Source organism: Sphingomonas anseongensis, from assembly GCF_023516495.1.
GTDB lineage: Bacteria > Pseudomonadota > Alphaproteobacteria > Sphingomonadales > Sphingomonadaceae > Sphingomicrobium > Sphingomicrobium anseongensis.
The window spans coordinates 1767020-1786918 of the sequence record NZ_JAMGBC010000001.1 but is presented as its reverse complement, the minus strand read 5'-3'; the positions used below and the strand labels follow the sequence as shown (position 1 = coordinate 1786918).

Annotated in this window: 23 protein-coding genes; 10 read left to right on the top strand and 13 right to left on the bottom strand. The window is 64.6% G+C overall.

Features of this window, described 5'->3' with window-relative positions; genetic code table 11:
• Positions 1-75 precede the first annotated feature (75 nt).
• Positions 76-1134, bottom strand: coding sequence for a 5-(carboxyamino)imidazole ribonucleotide synthase (locus LZ519_RS09215; protein ID WP_249868383.1), 1059 nt, complete (start codon positions 1132-1134; stop codon positions 76-78).
• Positions 1131-1613 carry a 5-(carboxyamino)imidazole ribonucleotide mutase gene (purE, locus tag LZ519_RS09210; RefSeq protein ID WP_348539391.1) on the bottom strand — a complete coding sequence of 161 codons (483 nt, stop codon included), beginning with the start codon at positions 1611-1613 and terminating at the stop codon, positions 1131-1133. Before purE ends, LZ519_RS09215 begins: the two co-directional genes overlap by 4 nt.
• Positions 1614-1749: 136 nt before the next feature.
• Here purE and LZ519_RS09205 point away from each other — a divergent pair, with 136 nt between their 5' ends.
• Entirely contained in the window at positions 1750-2313 is a 564-nt protein-coding gene (locus LZ519_RS09205; protein WP_249868382.1) for a GGDEF domain-containing protein, read from the top strand.
• Here the strand turns inward: LZ519_RS09205 and gpmA are convergent.
• Both gpmA and LZ519_RS09195 read right to left on the bottom strand, forming a co-directional pair.
• A complete protein-coding gene (gene gpmA / locus LZ519_RS09200; RefSeq protein ID WP_249868381.1) occupies positions 2310-2996 on the bottom strand; it encodes a 2,3-diphosphoglycerate-dependent phosphoglycerate mutase in 687 nt (228 codons plus the stop codon). The genes LZ519_RS09205 and gpmA overlap by 4 nt on opposite strands.
• Entirely contained in the window at positions 2989-4155 is a 1167-nt protein-coding gene (locus LZ519_RS09195; protein ID WP_249868380.1) for a M14 family metallopeptidase, read from the bottom strand. Before LZ519_RS09195 ends, gpmA begins: the two co-directional genes overlap by 8 nt.
• Positions 4156-4310: 155 nt before the next feature.
• Between LZ519_RS09195 and LZ519_RS09190 the strand changes: the two genes are divergently transcribed.
• From LZ519_RS09190 to galE, 3 genes are all read left to right on the top strand, one after another.
• Positions 4311-7538 (top strand): VPS10 domain-containing protein, encoded by a 3228-nt coding sequence (locus tag LZ519_RS09190; protein ID WP_249868379.1) that lies wholly within the window; start codon positions 4311-4313, stop codon positions 7536-7538.
• A 151-nt stretch (positions 7539-7689) separates the two neighbouring features.
• On the top strand, positions 7690-8442 hold the full coding sequence (locus tag LZ519_RS09185) for a hypothetical protein (RefSeq protein ID WP_249868378.1): 753 nt from the start codon (positions 7690-7692) through the stop codon (positions 8440-8442).
• A gap of 316 nt (positions 8443-8758) precedes the next feature.
• The gene (gene galE / locus LZ519_RS09180) at positions 8759-9763 is read left to right on the top strand and encodes a UDP-glucose 4-epimerase GalE (protein ID WP_249868377.1); all 1005 of its coding nucleotides are present in this window, start codon (positions 8759-8761) and stop codon (positions 9761-9763) included.
• Here the strand turns inward: galE and LZ519_RS09175 are convergent.
• The gene (locus LZ519_RS09175) at positions 9760-10179 is read right to left on the bottom strand and encodes a hypothetical protein (RefSeq protein WP_249868376.1); all 420 of its coding nucleotides are present in this window, start codon (positions 10177-10179) and stop codon (positions 9760-9762) included. The genes galE and LZ519_RS09175 overlap by 4 nt on opposite strands.
• A gap of 117 nt (positions 10180-10296) precedes the next feature.
• Between LZ519_RS09175 and LZ519_RS09170 the strand changes: the two genes are divergently transcribed.
• From LZ519_RS09170 to LZ519_RS09155, 4 genes are all read left to right on the top strand, one after another.
• Positions 10297-10830: a retropepsin-like aspartic protease family protein gene (locus tag LZ519_RS09170; RefSeq protein WP_249868375.1), complete on the top strand. Its 534-nt coding sequence runs from the start codon at positions 10297-10299 to the stop codon at positions 10828-10830.
• 112 nt (positions 10831-10942) lie between these two features.
• A complete protein-coding gene (locus tag LZ519_RS09165; protein WP_249868374.1) occupies positions 10943-12565 on the top strand; it encodes a M20/M25/M40 family metallo-hydrolase in 1623 nt (540 codons plus the stop codon).
• A 99-nt stretch (positions 12566-12664) separates the two neighbouring features.
• Entirely contained in the window at positions 12665-12790 is a 126-nt protein-coding gene (gene ykgO, locus LZ519_RS09160; protein ID WP_249868373.1) for a type B 50S ribosomal protein L36, read from the top strand.
• A gap of 130 nt (positions 12791-12920) precedes the next feature.
• Positions 12921-13211, top strand: coding sequence for a hypothetical protein (locus LZ519_RS09155; RefSeq protein ID WP_249868372.1), 291 nt, complete (start codon positions 12921-12923; stop codon positions 13209-13211).
• A 9-nt stretch (positions 13212-13220) separates the two neighbouring features.
• Here LZ519_RS09155 and LZ519_RS09150 read toward each other — a convergent pair whose 3' ends face one another.
• A complete protein-coding gene (locus LZ519_RS09150; protein ID WP_249868371.1) occupies positions 13221-13625 on the bottom strand; it encodes a hypothetical protein in 405 nt (134 codons plus the stop codon).
• A 14-nt stretch (positions 13626-13639) separates the two neighbouring features.
• Positions 13640-14812: a formate-dependent phosphoribosylglycinamide formyltransferase gene (gene purT, locus LZ519_RS09145; RefSeq protein ID WP_249868370.1), complete on the bottom strand. Its 1173-nt coding sequence runs from the start codon at positions 14810-14812 to the stop codon at positions 13640-13642.
• 44 nt (positions 14813-14856) lie between these two features.
• Here purT and LZ519_RS09140 point away from each other — a divergent pair, with 44 nt between their 5' ends.
• The gene (locus tag LZ519_RS09140; RefSeq protein ID WP_249868369.1) at positions 14857-15741 is read left to right on the top strand and encodes a peptidylprolyl isomerase; all 885 of its coding nucleotides are present in this window, start codon (positions 14857-14859) and stop codon (positions 15739-15741) included.
• Between the two features lie 5 nt (positions 15742-15746).
• On the opposite strand, the gene LZ519_RS09135 is transcribed toward LZ519_RS09140, so the two are convergent.
• From LZ519_RS09135 to LZ519_RS09125, 3 genes are all read right to left on the bottom strand, one after another.
• A complete protein-coding gene (locus tag LZ519_RS09135) occupies positions 15747-15998 on the bottom strand; it encodes a hypothetical protein (protein WP_249868368.1) in 252 nt (83 codons plus the stop codon).
• A gap of 119 nt (positions 15999-16117) precedes the next feature.
• On the bottom strand, positions 16118-16423 hold the full coding sequence (locus LZ519_RS09130; protein ID WP_249868367.1) for a PilZ domain-containing protein: 306 nt from the start codon (positions 16421-16423) through the stop codon (positions 16118-16120).
• Between the two features lie 24 nt (positions 16424-16447).
• Positions 16448-16753, bottom strand: coding sequence for a PilZ domain-containing protein (locus LZ519_RS09125; RefSeq protein ID WP_249868366.1), 306 nt, complete (start codon positions 16751-16753; stop codon positions 16448-16450).
• A 186-nt stretch (positions 16754-16939) separates the two neighbouring features.
• Between LZ519_RS09125 and LZ519_RS09120 the strand changes: the two genes are divergently transcribed.
• Positions 16940-18259, top strand: a complete 1320-nt coding sequence (locus LZ519_RS09120; RefSeq protein WP_249868365.1) for a L,D-transpeptidase family protein — start codon at positions 16940-16942, stop codon at positions 18257-18259.
• Here LZ519_RS09120 and LZ519_RS09115 read toward each other — a convergent pair.
• The 3 genes from LZ519_RS09115 to LZ519_RS09105 form a co-directional block, all read right to left on the bottom strand.
• The gene (locus LZ519_RS09115; protein ID WP_249868364.1) at positions 18256-18696 is read right to left on the bottom strand and encodes a hypothetical protein; all 441 of its coding nucleotides are present in this window, start codon (positions 18694-18696) and stop codon (positions 18256-18258) included. The two genes, LZ519_RS09120 and LZ519_RS09115, sit on opposite strands and share 4 nt — an antisense overlap.
• 21 nt (positions 18697-18717) lie before the next feature.
• Positions 18718-19242, bottom strand: coding sequence for a peroxiredoxin (locus LZ519_RS09110; RefSeq protein ID WP_249868363.1), 525 nt, complete (start codon positions 19240-19242; stop codon positions 18718-18720).
• Between the two features lie 67 nt (positions 19243-19309).
• Positions 19310-19885, bottom strand: coding sequence for a c-type cytochrome (locus LZ519_RS09105; RefSeq protein ID WP_249868362.1), 576 nt, complete (start codon positions 19883-19885; stop codon positions 19310-19312).
• Between the last annotated feature and the right edge of the window lie 14 nt (positions 19886-19899).

The window sequence follows — 19899 nt, the reverse complement described above, 5'->3', positions numbered from 1 at the left end:
ACAAGGCTGAAAATCGTGGATGGCGGGCCGGTTCGGCGAACGGCATTCCGCGGACGACGAATGGCGCCGCCGCGGTCAGCGGATGCGCGTGACGTGCCCCATCTTGCGGCCCGGGCGAGGCTGGCCCTTGCCGTAAATGTGAACATGGGCGTCCGGATCGGCGACCAGCTCGGCCCAGGTCGCGATCTCGTCGCCGAGCAGGTTTTCCATCACCGCCGATGCACCGACGAGCCGGGTCGAACCGAACGGGAGGCCGCAGATGGCGCGGATGTGCTGCTCGAACTGGCAGGTCACCGCGCCCTCGATCGTCCAGTGGCCGCTGTTGTGCACGCGGGGCGCGATCTCGTTGACGATCGGGCCGTCGGGCGTGGCGAAGAACTCCACCGTGAGGACCCCGATATGGCCGAGGGCGTCGGCTATCCGGGTCGCGACGCGCACCGCTTCGTCGCGGTGGCGATCGACGATCTCGCCGGCCGGAACGGTCGAGCGGCGGAGGATGCCATTGTCATGGTCGTTGAGCGGAAGGTCCCAGGTGACGCTGGCTCCGTCGGCCGAGCGCGCGAGCACCACCGAGAATTCGCAATCGAAGGCGATGCGCGCCTCGGCGACGGCGGGCTGGCGGCCGATCGAGTCCCAGGTCTCGACGATGGATCCGGCCTCGTGCGCCCAGGCCTGGCCCTTACCGTCATAACCTAGCCGGCGGGTCTTCAGGACGAGCGGCGTTCCGAGCTTCTGCTCGGCCGCGAGCGCGTCTGCTTCGCTATCGACCCGGAGCCACGGACCGACCTGGGCTCCAGTGCCCTCGATGAACTCCTTCTCAAGAGCGCGGTCCTGTCCGATCTTGAGCGAGGCAACCCCTGGCCGGAGCTTGGAGGCGATGACCTCGAGCGAGGCGGCGGGGACGTTCTCAAACTCATAGGTGGCGACGTCGACGCTGTCGGCGAAGCGGCGGAGCGCATCGAGGTCGGAGTAAGCGGCGCGCGTGAACTCAGCCGCGACATCCGCGGCGCACGGCGCCTCGCCGGGCTCGAACACGTGGCATTTGTAGCCAAGCTGGGCGGCGGCGACGGCGAGCATCTTGCCGAGCTGGCCGCCGCCGATGATCCCGATCGTGGAGCCCGGCTCGACGATCATTCGGGGGAGTCGGCCACCGAGGCGGTTTGCTCCGAGCGATGCCTTTCGAGCCGTTCGGCGAGCCGTTCGTCCCCGGCCGCGAGGATCGAGGCGGCGAGCAATGCGGCGTTGATCGCTCCCGCCTTGCCGATCGCCAGCGTGCCGACCGGGATTCCGGCGGGCATCTGCACGATCGAAAGCAGGCTATCCATGCCCTTGAGGGACTTGGTTTCGACCGGAACTCCGAGCACCGGAATTATCGTCATCGACGCCGCCATTCCGGGGAGGTGGGCGGCGCCCCCGGCACCGGCGATGATCACCTTGAGCCCACGGCCGCGGGCGGCCCGGGCATATTCATAGAGGCGTTCCGGAGTGCGGTGGGCGGAGACGATCTTCGTTTCGTGGGCGACTCCGAGGCTGTCGAGCATCTCGGCGGCATGGACCATCGTGTCCCAGTCGGACTTGCTGCCCATGATGATTCCAACCTGGGGAGCAGTCACTCTTCGCCTTCCTGATCGCGGTCGCGGAATGCGCCGTTTAGGGTCGCCACCCGCTGTTCGCAATCGGGACAGTCGGATGACTGCAATTCACCTGCCCCTAATTTGGCGTTATCCACAGCCGGTGAAGGATGGGGGCATGGAGTCGCCGGGTGCCGAGGCGTTCGAGGAAATCGAGCGGCTGCGCGAGAAGATCGCCCGGCTGGAGGAACGAGTCCGCCAGCTCGACGCGCTCGCCCACCAGGATTCGCTGGTCCACGTTCCCAACCGCCGAGGCTTCATGCGCGAGCTCGAGGCGCTGATCGCCCGGGTCAGCCGCTACGGCGAAGGCGGGGCGATGCTGTTCGTCGACATCGACGGGCTCAAGCGGATCAACGACAGCTTCGGCCACAAGGCCGGCGACGAGGCGCTGATCCACGTCGCCAACGCGCTTGCAAGCGGAGTGCGCAAGAGCGATTGCGTCGCACGGCTCGGAGGCGACGAGTTCGGAGTGCTTCTCGTCCATGCCGACGAGGAGACCGCTCGCGAAACTGCCGGGCGGTTGAAAACCCTGATCGACGAACACGAGAGCCATTGCGACGGCAACCGGCTTCCGCTCAGCATCGCAATCGGGGTGACGATGGTGGCCGCCAATGACACGACCGACGCGGTGATCGCACGGGCCGACCGGGCGATGTACGCGGAAAAGTCCGCGGCGGCCTAGCGCTCGTTCAGATAATAGGTTTCGACGAGCCTGAGGTCGTCGTCGAGCTCGTAAACCAGCGGCTGGCCGGTCGGGATTTCGACCCCGACGACCTCTTCGTCGCCTAGCCCCGACAGATGCTTGACCAGGGCGCGGATGGAATTGCCGTGGGCGCTGATCAGCACCCGTTGCCCCGACCTCAGCGCAGGCGCGATGGCTTCGTCCCAATAAGGCAGGACGCGCTCTATCGTATCCTTGAGGCTCTCGGTCGCCGGCACCTCGACCCCCGAATAGCGGCGGTCGCGGCTGACGTTGTACGGGCTGTCCGCCTCCAGCGGCGGCGGCGGGATGTCGAACGAGCGGCGCCAGATCTTGACCTGCACCTCGCCGACCTTCTCGCGCATCTCCTGCTTGTTGAGCCCGGTCAGCCCGCCATAGTGGCGCTCATTCAACCGCCAGTGCTTGAAGACAGGAAGCCAAAGCCGGTCCATCGCCTCGAGCGCAATGTCGAGAGTCAGGATCGCACGCGTCAGTACGCTGGTGAAGCAGACGTCGAACTCGAAGCCCTTCGCCTTCATCAGCTCACCGGCGGCGGCCGCCTCGGCGACTCCCTTTTCCGACAGGCCGACGTCCCACCAGCCGGTGAATCTATTCTCCAGGTTCCACTGCGACTGGCCGTGACGGACCAGGACCAGCCTAGGCATCGACCCTCTCGGCCTTCGGCTTCTCCGTCCTCGCCTCCTTCAACGCCGGAAGCAGCGCGTGGAGCGAATCGAGGCAGGCGCGCGCCAGGTGCTTGGAGCGCTCCGGGCTCCAGCCGTAGACGTCGTCGGGAAGGTCGAAATTGTCCTTGAACGGCATTTCGAGAGTCATGGACACGCAGCCGTAGCGCTCCGCCAGCTGGGTCGTGGACATCGACATGTTCGCTTCGCCGGGCTTCGGAATCTCATAGCCCTGGCGGGTCTGGAAATCGGGCGACAGCCGCTCGAGGGTCTCGCTGAACGCGGCGAAGAGCCGCGACTGGCGGTCGCTGAGCGACGGGATACCCTCAAATCCTGCGAGGAAGTTGGCGGGGATCGCCTCGTCGCCGTGGATGTCCATCGCAAAGTCCACTCCGGTTTCGTCCATCGCATTGCGGACGCACAACACTTCCGGGCTCTTGTCGGCCGAAGGCGCGTGCCATTCGCGATTGAGGTTCACGCCGACGGCATTGGTGCGAAGATGGCCGCGCCGCGACCCGTCCGGATTCATGTTCGGGACCACCCGGAAGGTGCATTCCTTGCGGAGCACGCGAGTAACCGGATCGTCGAGATCGGTGAGCTTTTCGAGGGCGCCTTCCATCCACCATTCAGCCATGCTCTCGCCGGGGTGCTGGCGGGCATAGAGCCAGACGTTCACCGGACCCTCGCCCATCGTCAGGCAGTCGATGTCCTGCCCGTCGAGCGACTTGCCGAGCGAGGCGTAATCGACCCCCGGAAGCGACGCGACGGAGGTCACCAGATCGTGATGCCGTTCCATCGAATAAGGCGCGAAATAGGCGACCCAGACGACATCGGTGCTCGGCGTGAAGCGGATGGTGAGTACGCCGTCCGCATAGCTGGTGCCGTCGGCCCGGACCCATTCGTCGCGGTCCGCCGAGATGCAGGCGCGATAGTCGGGCCAACCGTGCGGATAAGCGGAGCCGCCGCAATTGGTGATGCGCAGCGTCAGTTCGCGGCCCTTGCCGCCCGCGACGCGGAAATAGAACCACTGGTAGAAGTCGCTCATGTGGTCCTTGACGATCTCCAGGTCGGCGGAGCTTCCGTCCTGCTTCACGACGCGGATGTTGCCTGCGTCGAACGCGCTAGAGATGGTGAGGGTCATCGGGTCCTTGCCGTTGGGGCGTTTGTGTTGGCGCAGGCTGATAGTGCGGCGGTGCGGATGAGGCAAACGGCAGCGGCGGCGCAAGCCGCCGCGCAGCCCGTTTGACCTGTGCCGGGGACGGACCTAGGCGGCGAACTCGGGGTAGGAGTCGACCAGTGAAGCCATTGACGCGTGGGCGCCGTGCAGTCGCCAGGATCGCGATTGCCGGGGCAGCGATCGCCTGTTCCTCCATCCTGGTCGCGCAAGTCGAGCACAATATCCCGACCAAGCCCTATTCGGTGGACGAAAGCTATCTGACCGGATTCAAGTGGCGGAACATCGGGCCGAACCGCGGCGGCCGCTCCATCGCCGTTGCGGGCAGCGCGTCCCGCCCCAACGAATATTATTTCGGCGCCGTTGGCGGCGGACTTTGGAAGACGATCGACGGCGGGACGACCTGGAAGCCGGTCACGGACGAAGGTGTCGACAATAGCGCGGTGGGCGGGGTCGCCGTGTGCGAGACCAACCCCGATATCGTCTTTTTCACAACGGGCGAGACCCAGCTTCGCGGCAACATCATGCCCGGCAACGGCGTCTACAAATCCACCGACGCAGGAAAGACCTGGAAGAACGTCGGACTGAAGGAGGTGCGCAACTTCTCGCGGGTGCGAATCGACCCGAAGAACTGCAACACCGTGTTCGTCGGCGGCTTTGGCCATTACGGCGCCGAGAACCCCGAACGCGGAGTTTACAAGAGCACGGACGGCGGCGCGACCTGGCGCAAGGTGCTTTACCGCGACCCGCGATCGGGCGCAGTCGACATCGCGATCGACCAACGCAACCCGAAGGTCATTTACGCGGCGCTTTGGGAAGCGTGGCGCAAGCCTTGGGCAATGAGCTCGGGCGGGCCGGGCAGCGGCCTCTTCAAGAGCGTCGACGGCGGCGAGACCTGGACCGAGTTGACACGCAACCCGGGACTGCCCGGCGGCCTGATCGGCAAGATCGGAGTGAGCGTGTCGCCGGTCGACAGCTCGCGGGTCTATGCAATAGTCGAGAACAAGGACGGCGGGGTCTTCGTCTCCGATGACGCCGGCGCAACGTGGCGCCGGACAAACGACAAGCGCGATTTGAGGCAGCGCGCCTTCTATTACACGCGCATCTATGCCGACCCGAAGGTCAAGGATCGGGTCTATGTACTCAACGTCCAATTCTTCCGATCCGACGATGGCGGTAAGACGTTCAAGAAAAAGATCCGAGTGCCGCACGGCGACAATCACGATCTGTGGATCGCGCCCAACGACAACCAACGGATGATCGAGGGCAATGACGGCGGCGGCACGGTCAGCGTCAACGGGGGCGAGACCTGGACCGAGGAGGACTATCCGACCGCTCAGATCTACCGCGTCACGATCGACAAGCACTTCCCCTACTTTGCGTGCGGAGCCCAACAGGACAACACGACGATTTGCGTGCCGAGCAAGGACTGGCGGCACATGAACGCGCTCGGCCAGTACGGCTTTTCGCCCGGCGGGGGCGAAAGCGGCTACATCGCCGCCGATCCCCACAATCCGAACATCTATTATGCCGGGAGCTATGGCGGCGACCTCGATCGGTTCGACTATTCAACGGGCCAGACTCGGGCGGTGAACATCTGGCCCGACAACCCGATGGGCTATTCGGCAAGCGACATAACCGAGCGCTTCCAGTGGACCTATCCGATCGTCTTCGATCCCCAGGACAACGACACGCTCTACGCGGCTTCGCAGCATGTGTGGCGCACAACGAACGGGGGCCAGAGCTGGGAGAAGATCAGTCCGGACCTGACCCGGCACGAGCCGTCCACGCTGGCTGCTTCGGGCGGGCCGATCACTCTCGACCAAACGGGCGTGGAGACGTTCGCGACCGTGTTCGCCCTGACACCCTCACGGCTGGAGCCCGACGTGATCTGGGCGGGCTCCGACGATGGGCTGGTCCACATCACCCGCGACAACGGGCGTAGCTGGCAGAATGTGACTCCGACGAGCTTCCCGGAATATCTGAAGATCACGACGATCGAGGATTCGCCGAGCCGGCCTGGGACGGCATTCCTGACCGGCAATCGCTTCCTTCTCGACGACCTTCGTCCGTACGTTTTCAAGACCAGCGACTATGGCCGGACCTGGGTGCCGATCACCAAGGGCATACCAGCGGACGAAGTCGCACGATCGATCCGCGAGGATACGACGCGCCCCGGCCTGCTGTTCATGGGAACCGAGCGGGGCGTGTGGGTTTCGTTCGACGATGGGCGGAGGTGGCAGAAGCTGCAGCGCAACCTGCCGACGACGCAGGTCGCCGATCTCGCCGTGACTGATCACGATTTGGTCATCGGCACTCACGGGCGCTCTTTCTGGGTGCTCGACAATATCGACGTGCTTCGCCAGATCGGGCCTCGCACCGCCCGCGGCAACGTGCAGTTGTTCAAGCCCGCGCCCGCCGTCCGCGGCGTCGATCCGGGGGTCGCCATCGATTATTACCTGGCGCGCGAGCCGCGAAAGCTGACGCTCGAGATCCTCGATCCCGCCGGCAAGGTGATCCGCTCGTTCGAAGGCGCCGTCGAAGAAAAGAAGAAGGACGAGAAGGAAGCCGCGGGCGACGAGGAGGACGAGGACGAAGATCGCGCGCCGCCGAAGCCCGGAATGAAGAAGGGCCTCAACCGCTACACCTGGGACATGCATTATCCCGGCTATACCGAGTTCAAGGGCATGGTGCTGTGGGCCGGACGCAACCGCGGTCCGCTGGCGCTTCCCGGCATGTACCGGGCGCGGCTGAGCGTCGACGGGCGGGCGCAGACGCAGCCTTTCGACATCCGAATCGACCCGCGTGTCCGCGGCGTCACCCAGGCCGACCTGCAAAGGCGTTTCGACCTGGCGCTACAGATTCGCGATAAAGTCAGCCAGGCGAACGAGGCCGTGCTGCTGATCCGCGGGATCCGCAAGCAGATTGCCGACGACCTTTCGAAAACCAACGATCCGGCGGTTGTGGCTTCGGCGCAGAAGCTCGACCAGCGGCTCGCTGCAATCGAGGGCGAAATCTACCAGGTCCAGAACCGCAGCAGCCAGGACCCGCTGAACTTTCCAATCAAGCTCAACAACAAACTCGCGGCACTGGGCGGCGTGATCGAAAGTGCGGAAGCCGCGCCGACCGACCAGTCGCTGCAGACGTTCGCGCAGATGTCGCAGCAGCTGGACCGGCAGCTCGCCGCGCTCGAGCAGGCGCTTGGGCAGGAGCTGCCACCGCTGAACGCCGAGCTAAAGCGGGCCGGGATGGCGCCGGTCGAGCGGCGACCGGAGCCGGCGGTCGAGCAGGGAACGGCGCTGAAGGACGGCCTCTTCGCCCAGGAGGAAGAGGAAGAAGAGAAGGAGTGACGACCCCAGCTGGCGGGGTCCGCCGCTAGCTTGCGGTGTTGCTGGCCCTGCGGCCGCGCTGCAAACCGCCCCTCCCCGGCTGCGGTGATTTCAGCAACTGGATGGTTCGCAATGGGTGGGCAGCGGACACTTCTCGCCATAATGTTCAGCAATGGGCACAGCGCTGCAGCGCATTTCCACTCTGCTTTCGAAGGGCAACGGCAAGCTCCGTTCGACCGATTGGTGGGCCGTCTCCATCGAGCTGGTCGTGGTCGTCGTCGGAATTCTGATCGCCTTCGAGCTTACCAATTGGGGCGAGCGTCGGCAGCGGGCCTCGCAAGAGCGGCAGCTGTGGCAGCGCATCGAAGAGGAGGCGCGCGGGGATTATGCCGTGCTTGAAGCGGCGCGAAATCAACATCTCGAGAGCGTCGCGAACTATCGGCTTCTCGCCCGCGCCGTCACCGATCCGGTCGCTCACAAAGCCTACCACCGGCAAGGCGATTCCCAGTGCAACCTTCTTCGCCTGCCCGCAGTGCAGCGCCACTCAGCCGGTGCCGGCGGCCTGGCTGCCGGTGAGCGTGCCGAGCAGATCAGTGACGAGAAATTGCGCCTGCTGCTTCGGCAAGCCGATGCGAACCGAGCCTTCTCTGACAGCCAGCTCGTCTTTTTCCGCGAAGGTTTTCAGCGTTACGCCGCGGTGATCGAGCCGCACATGCCATGGCAGATGGGCGGCGGGGGAGCGGATACGTTCCGCTGCGGGGTAAACGTCGACACGCTTCGTGCTGACCCTGCTGCCGTCGCACTCCTGCCTAAGCTCGCTCGTGACCAGGCGCAGTTCGCGCACTATCGCGAGCTGGAGCTCAATGCCACGAGGGCGGTAATCGAACGTGTGTCTTGCCTGCGCGCCGGCAGCTGCAAAGACTGATCTCGTGGAGGCCCCTTTCGGGTCGCTCGTCAGAAGACAGGAATAGTCATGAAAAAAATTATGGTCGGCGTCTTGGTGGTGTCGGGGTTGCTCGCCGTCGCGGCGGGGATTGAGGCATGGCTAGCGCCGCCTGGATATTTCTCCAGCCTGCCTGCTGCTGCTCCTGCCGCCCCCGCAGCGCCTCCCGCTCCTGCCGCTCCTGCCGCCCCGGCGGCACCCGCGGCTCCGGCGGCTCCCGCGGCTCCGGCCCTTTAGGGCGCAGCGTCCGAAGCTTCGGCTGGCATTGCTCGGCGCGCTTCGCTAGCGCGCTGAACTCATGTCGAAAGTCCCCGTCCTCGTCACCGGCGGCGCCGGTTACATCGGAAGCCATGCAGTCCTAGCGCTCAAGGACTCCGGCTGGCCGGTCGCAATCATCGACGACCTGTCCAACGGCAGCCGCATCGTCGTGCCCGGGGACGTCCCCTTCTACGAAGGCAATATCGCCGACCGCTCGCTGGTCGAGCGGATCCTCGCCGAGCAGAAGATCGGCGCGATCATGCATTTCGCCGGCTCGATCGTCGTTCCCGAAAGCGTCACGAACCCGCTCGCGTATTATGGCAACAACACCGTCGCGACCCACGCGCTGATATCGGCGGCGGTCGCGGGCGGAGTGCGCCACATCCTCTTTTCCTCCACGGCGGCGGTCTACGGCGCGCCGGAAACGATTCCGGTCGACGAGGATGCCGCAAAGGCTCCGATCAATCCCTATGGCGCGTCGAAGCTGATGACCGAGTGGATGCTCGCCGATTGCTCGGCCGCCTACGGCTTCAACTATGGCGCGCTCCGCTACTTCAACGTGTCCGGTGCTGACCGCGAGCTTCGTTCAGGACAGATCGGCAAGGGATCGACCCACCTGATCAAGATCGCCGTCGAAGCGGCTACCGGCAAGCGCGACCATGTCGACGTGTTCGGCAGCGATTATCCGACGCCCGACGGCACCTGCATCCGCGACTACATTCACGTCAGCGACCTAGCCGATGCGCACGTGCTCGCGCTCCAGCGCCTGATCGACGCGCCAGACGAGAACCTGCTCTTGAACTGCGGCTACGGCCGAGGCCTGTCGGTCCTGGAAGTGCTCGACGCGCTGGACCGCCAGCTCAACGAGCCGATCAGGCGCGAGATGAAGCCGAGGCGGGCGGGCGACCCGCCGGCGTTGGTCGCGGGCAACGCGAGACTGCTCAAGGCGCTCGCCTGGACTCCGCGCTTCAACGACATCGAGACGATCGTTCGCGACGCGCTCGAATGGGAGCGCAAGCTGGAGACGATCCAGGCGGCCACCTAGGCCTTGCGGATTTTCGAAGGGTCGTCGTTGCTGACGAGGATCGCAATTTCGTCGCCGGCCTTCAGCTGGTAAAATTCGTCGTCGCGGCCGTCGAACCTGAGCTCCCCGAAATGTTGGGCGCCGTCCTGCGGAGCCGTGTAGCTCACCTGCACCACGGCCTTGCCGGAGACCACCTTGTTCCGCTTCTCCTTCACCGTCGTCCACTCGTCGGTGGAGTTGCACGAATCGGTGATTCCGCGAGCGACCGTATGGCCATCCTCTTCGGTCGTCGTTTCAGTGAAGTCGCACTTGCGGTCGATCATCACGATCGAACCTTTGACCTCCTTGTAATTCACGCCGCGGTCGATCGTCGCATAGATGCCGACGCCGGCAACCACGACCATCGTGAAAGCCATTCCGCGCAAGGAATAAATCATGACCGAGCCCCGCAACTCAACAAAGTTCGGGCGCAGAGTAAGCGAATGAGGATTACAAATTGGTAATCGCGGGGCGTTTAGACATTTTTTTACCGCTGAACTGCTAGGTCACGGCAAATGGGGCGGACCTGGCTATTCACTGTCTTCCTGTTCGGCGCGATCATGTCGTGCGTGGCGAATCTTCCGTCAGGCGGATCGCACCGAATCGCGCGTGAAACCGTCGCGAGCGACACGAGACTTTCGCACACGGATTCCTCGGGCGATGAAAGCTCCGACGAAAGCTATGGCGGCAACGCGGTTACGCTGGATCGCCATTGGGACGGCTATTTCTATGCCGACGCCGAGGTCAACGGGCAGCGGATACATTTCCTGGTCGACACCGGTGCGAGCGTGATCGCCCTGTCGCGCGACGATGCGCGCCGCGCCGGCATCGCGACCTCGATCGGAATGCCCGGCGTCGTCGGCGAAGGTGCAAGCGGCGACGTCCATGGGGAAGTCGCGATGCTCGACCGGGTCTCGCTCGGTTCGACGACCGCCCGCGACATGCAGGCGATCGTGCTCGACGGCGGTTCGCAATCGCTGCTCGGCCAGAGCTTCCTCAGCAAATTCGCGTCGGTCGAGATTCACGGCGACAGGATGGTCCTCGAATAGAGGATCAACCTCCGGTCGCGCCCAGTGGCCGCTTGGTAGAATCACTTGCGCGGGGGCGCGGCTTTGCCGACATCCGTGCAGCCATCACCCAAGCTGCAGGATTTTCGCGCGGATGAAATCGATCAAGCTGATGCTCGCGCCGCTGGCGCTCCTCGCCGCGGCCGCAGCGCCGGCGCCCCAGGCCGCGGACCCTGCAGCGGCGCAGCGAGTCCGCGCCGACGTCGAGTTCCTTGCAAGCGATCTCCTGGAAGGCCGCGACACCGGGTCCAAGGGCTATGACATCGGCGCGTCGTACGTGGCCTCGCAGTTCCGGGCGATCGGGCTGAAGCCCGGCGGATCGGACGGCGGGTGGTTCGAGCCCGTTCCGTTCCGGCGGACCACCCATTCGGCGCCTCCGGCTGCGTCGATGACCATCGGCCGCGATACCGTCGCGCTTACCCCGAGCGTCGACTTCGCGGTGCGGCCGAGCCTGACCGAGCAGGTCCGCACCGTCGATGCGCCTTTGGTATTCGTCGGTCACGGGGTGAGCGATGCGCGGCTGGCCATCGACGACTATGCGGGGCTCGACGTTCGCGGAAAGATCGCGGTTGCCATCGAGGGCACCCCCGGCGGGCTTGCGAGCGAAGTGTCGGCGCATCTCAATTCGTACAAGCAGGCGACCGCCGCGGCCCATGGCGCCGCGGGGCTGATCGAGATTGCGAGCACAGGCAGCCGGCCGAACTTCAACCTGCTGTCCTATTACGACCGGCCCGTCATCGACTGGGTCGATCCGAGCGGCAAGACCAAGAGCCAGTCGACCAACCTCGGCCTCGTCGCTGCAATCTCAAGGAGCCTGGCCGACCGCATCTTCGCAACAGGCGGAAAGAACCTCCCGAAGATCCTGGCAACCGCAAACAAGCCTGGAGCGATGAAGGGGTTCGACCTGCCGGCCCGATTGAAGCTCAGCGACAAGATGGAATGGAAGGATCTCAGCAGCCCCGAGGTCATCGGCGTGCTTCCCGGCACCGACCCGGCGCTGAAGGACCAGTATGTCGTGCTGATGGGGCACCTCGACCACCTCGGCGTAAAGACTGCCGCCAAGCCGGGGGAAGATGGCATCTACAATGGCGCGCTCGACAATGCGGCGGGAGTCGCGACCATGCTGGAGGCAGCGCGCCAGTTCGTTGCCTCGGGCAAGCCGCCGCGCCGGTCGGTGCTGTTCATCGCCAACACCGGCGAGGAGAAGGGGCTTCGAGGAGCCGATTATTTCGCGGCCCACCCGACGGTTCCGTCGACCAGCATCGTCGGCCTTGTCGATCTCGACATGCCCCTCCTGCTCTATCCGTTCACCGACGTGATCGCATTCGGAGCCGAACATTCGACGGTGGCGAAGACGGTCGCCGAGGCTGCGAGCGCGATGGGAGTCGCGGTTTCGCCCGACCCGATGCCGGAAGAGACGATCTTCGTGCGGTCCGACCATTACCGCTTCGTCACCCGCGGCGTTCCGGCGATTCTGCTGATGACCGGCTTCGCCAATGGCGGCGCGCCGATCTGGAAGGACTTCCTGTCCAACGCCTATCACAAGCCCAATGACGACTTGAAGCAGCCGATCCTGTGGGACCAGGGTGCGCGCTATGCGGAGCTCAATTACCGCATATCGAGGGCGCTTGCGGACGCCGACCAGCGCCCCTTATGGTACCAAGGCGATTATTTCGGCGACACCTTCGCCCCCGGGCAGCCGCGGGCGGAGCGCTAGCCGAGCTTGACTTGAGGCGGCTCTCCCCATAGTGGAGCCGCCGGTTTTTCAAGAAACCTCCCGATATCCAGATATTCGAAAGACGAGGCGGCGCGCCCGATGAAAATTCGCAATTCCCTGAAGTCGCTGAAGGGCCGGCATCGCGATTGCCGAGTCATCCGCCGCCGCGGCCGAGTGTACGTCATCAACAAGACGAACCGCCGCTTCAAGGCTCGTCAGGGCTAACCGGTCTGGCTTGCGCAGCTTCGCGCACGCACCCACATCGTCAGCACCCGGACCGGCGCTTATTCGGCACCGACCGCTTCACTGCGGGTTCACGTCGTTTCGGCTACAAACCGAGCCTAGGGAGTAGTGCGTGATGAGAAGGTTCTGGATTGCAGCAGGAGTGGGGGCGATAGCCGCGCTCGGCCTTGCCGCAGCCGCGGCAGCCCAGGCGGCCGCCCCCGAACAGAAAGCGCAGGCGACGCCAAAGGGCTGGAGCTACCAGCTCGACAGCAAGGGCAACCGGATCCCGAAGGGCAAGAAGGTCACCAACCCCGACGGAAGCTGGCGCGAGGAAATCCCCAACGGCAAGTGCAAGACGATCAAGGAAATGTCGTCGAAGGGCGAGTATCGCGAGACCCACGACTGCAGCCCCGCCGCCTAGGGCGGAGCTTCACTCGCCGCTTGAGTTGGTCACAGGCTCGGCTCCCGCCTCGTCGCTCTTGATCACGCATTTTGGTAGGCCGACCGCGGCAACGTCCTTGCAGTCGCGGACCTGCGCGCTTCCGTCCGGCCCGATGAAGATCGCCCAGTCGCGTCCGTCGGCACAGCTCGCCATCCAGATGTCCAGGTTCTTGTACTCGCCGACATAGCCGGTGCGAGTCACCCGCTGGCAGCGGGCGCCGGTGTCGTAGATCGCCCGCTTCAGCCCGATCGCCCGGTTGAGGCCGCTGGCCTTGTGAAGCTGTTCCTGAGCCTCGCTGTGGACCTTGATCTTGGTCGGCGGAGCACTGGGCTCCGAATTGCAGGCCGTCAGGCCGATGGCCCCGGCGAGCGCGAAAACTGCTGCAATTCGCATTCGTCCCTCCTCGATCAATCCGTGTAGCGGATGGCGACCTTCGCGGCGGCAGCCTTGGCTCGTTCGACAGCTTCCTCGACTGTGCTTCCGCGCGCGAGAGCAACGCCCATGCGCCGGTTCTTCAACGTCTTTGGCTTGGCGAAGATGCGAAGGTCGACCGGCTTTCCGGTGTCGCCGAGCGCAAGTGCCTCGCCGATCCCCTCATAACCGAACTCATCGCTCTCCTTCGAGGCGAGAATGACAGCGGACGCGGACGGGCCCGTGACCTCGATTGCAGGAATCGGAAGCCCCAGGATCGCCCGGACGTGAAGCTCGAATTCGTTGGGATATTGCGAGATGAGCGTGACCATCCCGGTGTCGTGCGGGCGGGGAGAAAGCTCGGAGAAGATCGCCTCTTCACCGCGAATGAAGAATTCGACGCCGAAAATGCCATGGCCGCCGAGCGCCTCGACCACGCGCTTCGACTGCTCCTGCGCAGAGACGAGCGATGCCTTCGGGACATGGGCGGGCTGCCAGCTTTCGCGATAATCGCCGAGCTCCTGCCGGTGCCCGATCGGAGCGCAATAGAGCACGCCGTCACGGGTCGAGACAGTCAGGAGCGTGATCTCGCTGTCGAAGCGAATGAATTCCTCGACGATGATCCGAGGGCGGTCGCCGCGCATCTTCTCGACCGCATAGTCCCAGGCTTGCTCGACCTCGGCGAAGGTCGTGGCTGTGCTCTGCCCCTTGCCCGAGCTCGACATGACCGGCTTGATCACGCACGGCAGGCCGACCGCTTCGGCCGCCGCAACCGCCTCCTCGCGGCTTTCGGCGAAGCGATATTGCGAAGTCGCAAGCCCGAGCTCGCGAGCGGCGAAGTCGCGGATGCCGTCCCGGTTCATCGTCAGCTGCACCGCCTTGGCGGACGGGATGACGCGCCAGCCTTCGCTCTCGAGATCCGCCAGGGTGGCGGTGTCGATCGCCTCGATCTCCGGCACGATTGCATCCGGCCGGTGCTTTTCGACCGCCGCCCTGAGTGCCGCCCTGTCGAGCATTGGGAACACCTCGAACGCATCGGCCATCTGCATCGCGGGGGCATTGGCATAGCGGTCGCAGGCGATAACGCGGCAGCCGAGCCGTTTGGCTGCGATGGTCAGCTCGCGGCCAAGCTCGCCGGAGCCCAGAAGCATCAGGCTGGCAATATGCATCGCGCCGCGCCTATCGTGTCTCCGGCAAAAGACAAGGAAACCCCATGCGCCGACTGCTGCTGATACCCGCCCTCGCGCTGATCGCCGCCGCGCCCAAGCCGCCGGTAACTCCGAGCGAGATCATTGCCGCTGCGCCGGAAAGCGCGTGGCAGACGATCCCCGCCGATGACCTGTTGGTCATGAACCTTAAGAAGGGAGGGCGGATCGTAATCCAGCTCGCCCCCGGCTTCGCTCCGGTCCACGTCGCCAACATCCGCGCGCTCGCCAAGGCGCAATGGTGGGACAAGGCGGCGATCTATCGCGTGCAGGACAATTATGTGGTCCAGTGGGGCAAGAACGAAAGCACCGATCCCCTCCCCGCCGCGGTCGTTGCGAAGCCCCCGGCGGAATATGCGCGCCCGACTGAAGGCTTGGCGATTCATCCTCTCGGCTATCCCGATGCCTATGCACCGGGGGCAGGTTTCGCCGGCGGCTGGCCGATCGGTTACGACAGCAAAAGCGGCACCGCCAACCTGGTCCATTGCTACGGCTATGTCGGGGTCGGGCGCGACCTGGATCCCGACACCGGCACCGGCGGCGAGCTATATGCGGTTATCGGCCATGCACCCCGGCACCTAGACCGCAACATCGCGGTCGTCGGACGGGTGATCAGCGGCATCGAGGCGATGAGCAGCCTTCCGCGCGGGACGGAAGCGCTCGGCTTCTACAAGGAGCGGACGCAGGACGTCCCGATCGCATCGGTGCGGCTGGCAAGCGACATTCCGGCGGGCGAGCGCCCTTCGTTCCAATATATGGACACGAACAGCGCAGCCTTCGCCGACTATGTGCGCGCGCGGGCCAATCGCAAAGACGACTTCTTCATCCGCCCGGCGGGCGGAGTCGACCTTTGCAATGCCTCGGTGCCGATCAGGCGGCCGCCTGCCGACTGACGCGCTTACGCCGCCCAGGCCTGCTGGTGGTGCGCGTTCTTGTGAAGGATGATGACCGGCCGTCCGTGTGATTGCGTGCTGGCTTCCGCGAGCGGCAGGGCCGTCGCACAGAAGGCGCATTCGGCCGAGATCCGGCCGATGATCCACTGGGTCCGGCCGCAGCCGGGACAATGGTTGACCTCACGTTCGCGGTAAACGGCGTGGTAGCCACGAACCGTCGGATGATAGGTCTCGTTCTGGCCTGTAGTGGCAGGCATAAGCGCGTTCCTTTCGGAGCAGGTGAACGACCGAAAGCATCCGCGGTTGCATCCCGGCCCAAAACGGGACGGACGGTAAGCGCTTCGTTTACGATGAATTGGGGCGGCGTCTCAGCGGCTTAGCGAAGCGGCAGGTCCGCCGCACTGAGTGGCTCGGCGAATTCGGCGCCGAGGCGGTCGCCCGCAGTCCACTTTACCAAAGCGCTCGCGCGCTCGCGTCCCGGAAGGATCAGCCAGATCCGCGAGCCGACTTCGAAATGGGCATCGGTTTCCGCCATGAAACCGGTTTCCGAGATGTTAAGCACCCGCGCTTCGACCCCGCTCGATCCCATCTCGCGCATCTGTACCTCGAGCTCGACAGGGAGTCGGGGCATGCGTCTTCGGTCGTTCGGGTCAGGGGCTTCGGCAATGCGCGCCTTGATCATTGAAAAACTCATCTCCACGCGCGGCTATTCCACCGGCGCGGCAAAGGTAATGCCGATTTTGCCGCCCCTCACCCAGCAGACGTAGCCGTTCACCGCAGGCCTGCCGGGAAGAGTAACGCTTATTGTCTCACCGATGTGCGGGATCAAGGAGAATACAGCCATCGCTCCGGAAGGCGAGAGATTCACGAGCTGGACCTCGTGCTTGCGGCCGCGCAATTCGACGACGGCCATTTCGGTGGCTGCATCGGCTCGTGGTTCGGTTCGCTGGTCGATTCGTCGACGCACCGTTCGCGGGACGATGGAGCCGTCCAGGGCAAGATTACTGGCCATGATTTTCCCCACGTTGACGTGAGGATGCTACGAAACATCACTTAAAGATTCGTTCTTTTCCACGAGTTACGAGCGACTGTGGCTTTCCTTCACTGGCCGGGGCCGTTCAGCCCGTGTATTGTGCAGGTTGGGCAAGAGACACGGGCCTAAGCAATGGCCAGGAGCGAAACTGCTGTGAAATTCGGGATGAAATTCAATAGGATGGCTTTGCTGTGCGCGGTTTCGGCATTGCCGGTCGCCGCGCACGCGCAACAGCCGGGGCAGCCGCTCGGAAGCCCAGTTCCGGTGCAGGTCCAGCAGCAGCCGGCGCCTGTCGCAGCGGAGCCGGCTCCGCTTCCGCCCGCGCTGTGGAACGTGTCTGACGCCCAGCAGCTGCTCACTTTCATCCAGGGAATCAGGACCGAGGGCCTCGATCCCGCCGATTACGATCCGGCCGGCCTCGACGCCGCGCTTCGAAGCGGAAATCCGATGGCGATGAGCCAGGCAGCGACCGACAGGTTCAACCGCCTGTCGTCCGACCTCGCCCTGGGCCACGTCCGCGGCAAGGACCGGGTCGACTGGACGATCAAGGACCCCGACCTTGACGGCAACCGGCAGGACCAGCTTCTCCGCTGGGCGCTGCAGACCCACGAGGTCGCCGAGACCCTTGAGGGGTTACGGCCGACGCATCCGCAATATACGGCGCTGAAGCATGCTCTGGAGGTCACTCCGGCCACCGAGACGGCCAAGATCAACCGCATCCGCCTGAACATGGACCGCTGGCGGTGGCTGCCGCAGGACCTCGGCCAGCGCTACATCATCGTCAACGTGCCGGCCTACACTGCGGCGCTGGTGGAGAAGGGCGAGACGATCTCGCGCCACCACGCGGTGGCCGGCAAGATTTCGACCCCGACGCCGCAGCTTTCCGCAGTCGCTACCGGAGTCATCCTCAATCCGTGGTGGGAAATCCCGTCGAGCATCGCCGGCGAAGTGGCGGGCAAGAAGGGTTTCGTCGCGCTCAAGGACGATAGCGGCAAGGTAATCCGCTGGCGGCAGCCGCCGGGACCGACCAACGCGCTCGGCCAGGTCAAGTTCGTCATGCCGAATTCAAAGGCGATCTACCTTCACGACACCAACGCGAAGAGCCGCTTCAACAGCAAGGTCCGGGCGTTCAGCCACGGCTGTATCCGCACGCAGGACATCCTGAAGCTTGCCACCATCCTGCTCGAAGAGCCGGCCGCCAACGCTGATCCTGCGGCAGCAGCGGACTCAGCCAAGCCGTGGACCGCCGAGCGGATTCATGATGTGCTGGCCAGCGGAAAGTCCGTCCAGGCGAGCTTCGCGACGCCGCTTCCGGTGTACATCGTCTACATGTCGTCGGCGGCGACAGTCGACGGCAAGATCATCGACTACCAGGACATCTACAAGCGCGATTCCAGGGTGATCGCGGCGCTTACGGATGCATCCGCCAGGACGCGCGACGCCGACAGGACCGCCAAGTCCGCGGACAAGGTCGCGACCCGCTAGGTCGCGCAGCCGATACTCACCTGCGTCGAGCCGGTCTTCACGACACGGACCGAATCCGGGTTGGTGCCCGGCGCGAGCTCGACCGTGATGTTGTCGAGGTCGGGTGCTCCGTCCTTGCTGAAGACGGTGACGAAATGCCGCTCGTTGAGAAGCATATGTTCGTCGAGCGGCTTGCAGCCGGTTGATTTCAGCGAGCGCATGCCGACCAGGTAGCCGTCCGCATTATAGAGCTGCGCGTAGCCGAATTCGGAATCGATCTGGCCGTCCTTGAGTTGGCCGGCGCACTCCGCTTCCATCGCCCGGCACAGCTCCTCGGTTTCGGGATCCTCCTGCCAGCGCGGTTGCGGTTCGAAGGTGAACGTCGCCGGCCGGTCGGCCGTCATCCCGGCAAGCGCCGCCGCAGCGGCAAGCAATACCGCAATCCGATATCCCCCCATGAGCGCCCCCTTTCGCGGTGGCTATTTGCCCTTCAACGCCTTCACAGCGGCGAGCGTGCGCTGAACATGCTCGGCCGGGTCGAGGTTGGTATATTCCATCACGATCTTGCCGTTCTGCGCGATCACATAGGACGTCCGGTCGGCATATTCCGGCTTCTGCTTCAGGACCACGTCATAGGTTTCGCGAAGCTTTGCATCGGCCGTCGCGACCGGGAAGCTGTTGCGGCATTCCTTGACCGAGAATTCCTTCAGCGTCGGAAGGTCGTCGGCCGACATGCCGATCACGCGCGCTCCCAGCTTCTTGAAGTCGGCGCTTGCATCGCTGAACGCATGCGCTTCGAGCGTGCAGCCCTTGGTGAACGCCTTTGGGAAGAAATAGAGCACCACTGGCCCGTGCTTCAGCTGCTCCGCGAGGTGAAGCTTGAACGCCTTGCCGGCAAGCGCACCCGTCGTGGTAAAGTCCGGCGCCTTCGAGCCGACGGAAAGAGCCGAGGAGGCCGGAACGGCAACCGAGGCGAGGGCCAGACCAATAAGCAGCTTGCGCATGTTCGCTCCTGTACTTTTCAAACCAGCCCTCCCCTTGTTTAGCCTAGCGAGGTTCGGCCCGCCAGCGTCAGTGGTGGTCGTGGTGGTGCCCGGCTTCCTCATCAGCCTCTTCATGTTCATGCGCATTCGGGAGCGCGGCATAGTCGGCCGCGGTGACCTTCTGCAGCTGCTTGACGAAGGCGGCGACCTTCCAAAGCTCCTCGTCCTCGTCGGTCTTTCCGAAGTCCGGCATACCAGTCATCCTGATCCCGTTCTTCGCGATCCAGAAGACCTGGGCGACGGTGAGGTCCCCAGCCGCCTTGGCTAGGTTTGGCGGACGCGGGTTCATCCCCGCGGCGAACTCCTCGGGTTCGGCACCGGGGCCGCCGTGGCAGGCCTGGCACATACCCTTGAAATGGGAGCCGCCCAGGCGGACGTCTTCGGCGGTAAAGCTCGGCGCGGTCAGCCCGGCAGCGGACCGTTCGACCGAATGCTCGCGCGCCTCGATGAGAAGCGAGCGGACGGCCGCGCCATCCTCGCTCGATGCGGCGACCGGAAACAGCCCGCCGTAGACGACGGCGGCTGCGGCGATGATGAGGAGGAGGCACAGCGCGAGCGCGCCGGCGATCGCGGATGCAAAGCTGAAGTTGCGGGGTTGCGCCATGCTGCCCTCCCTTT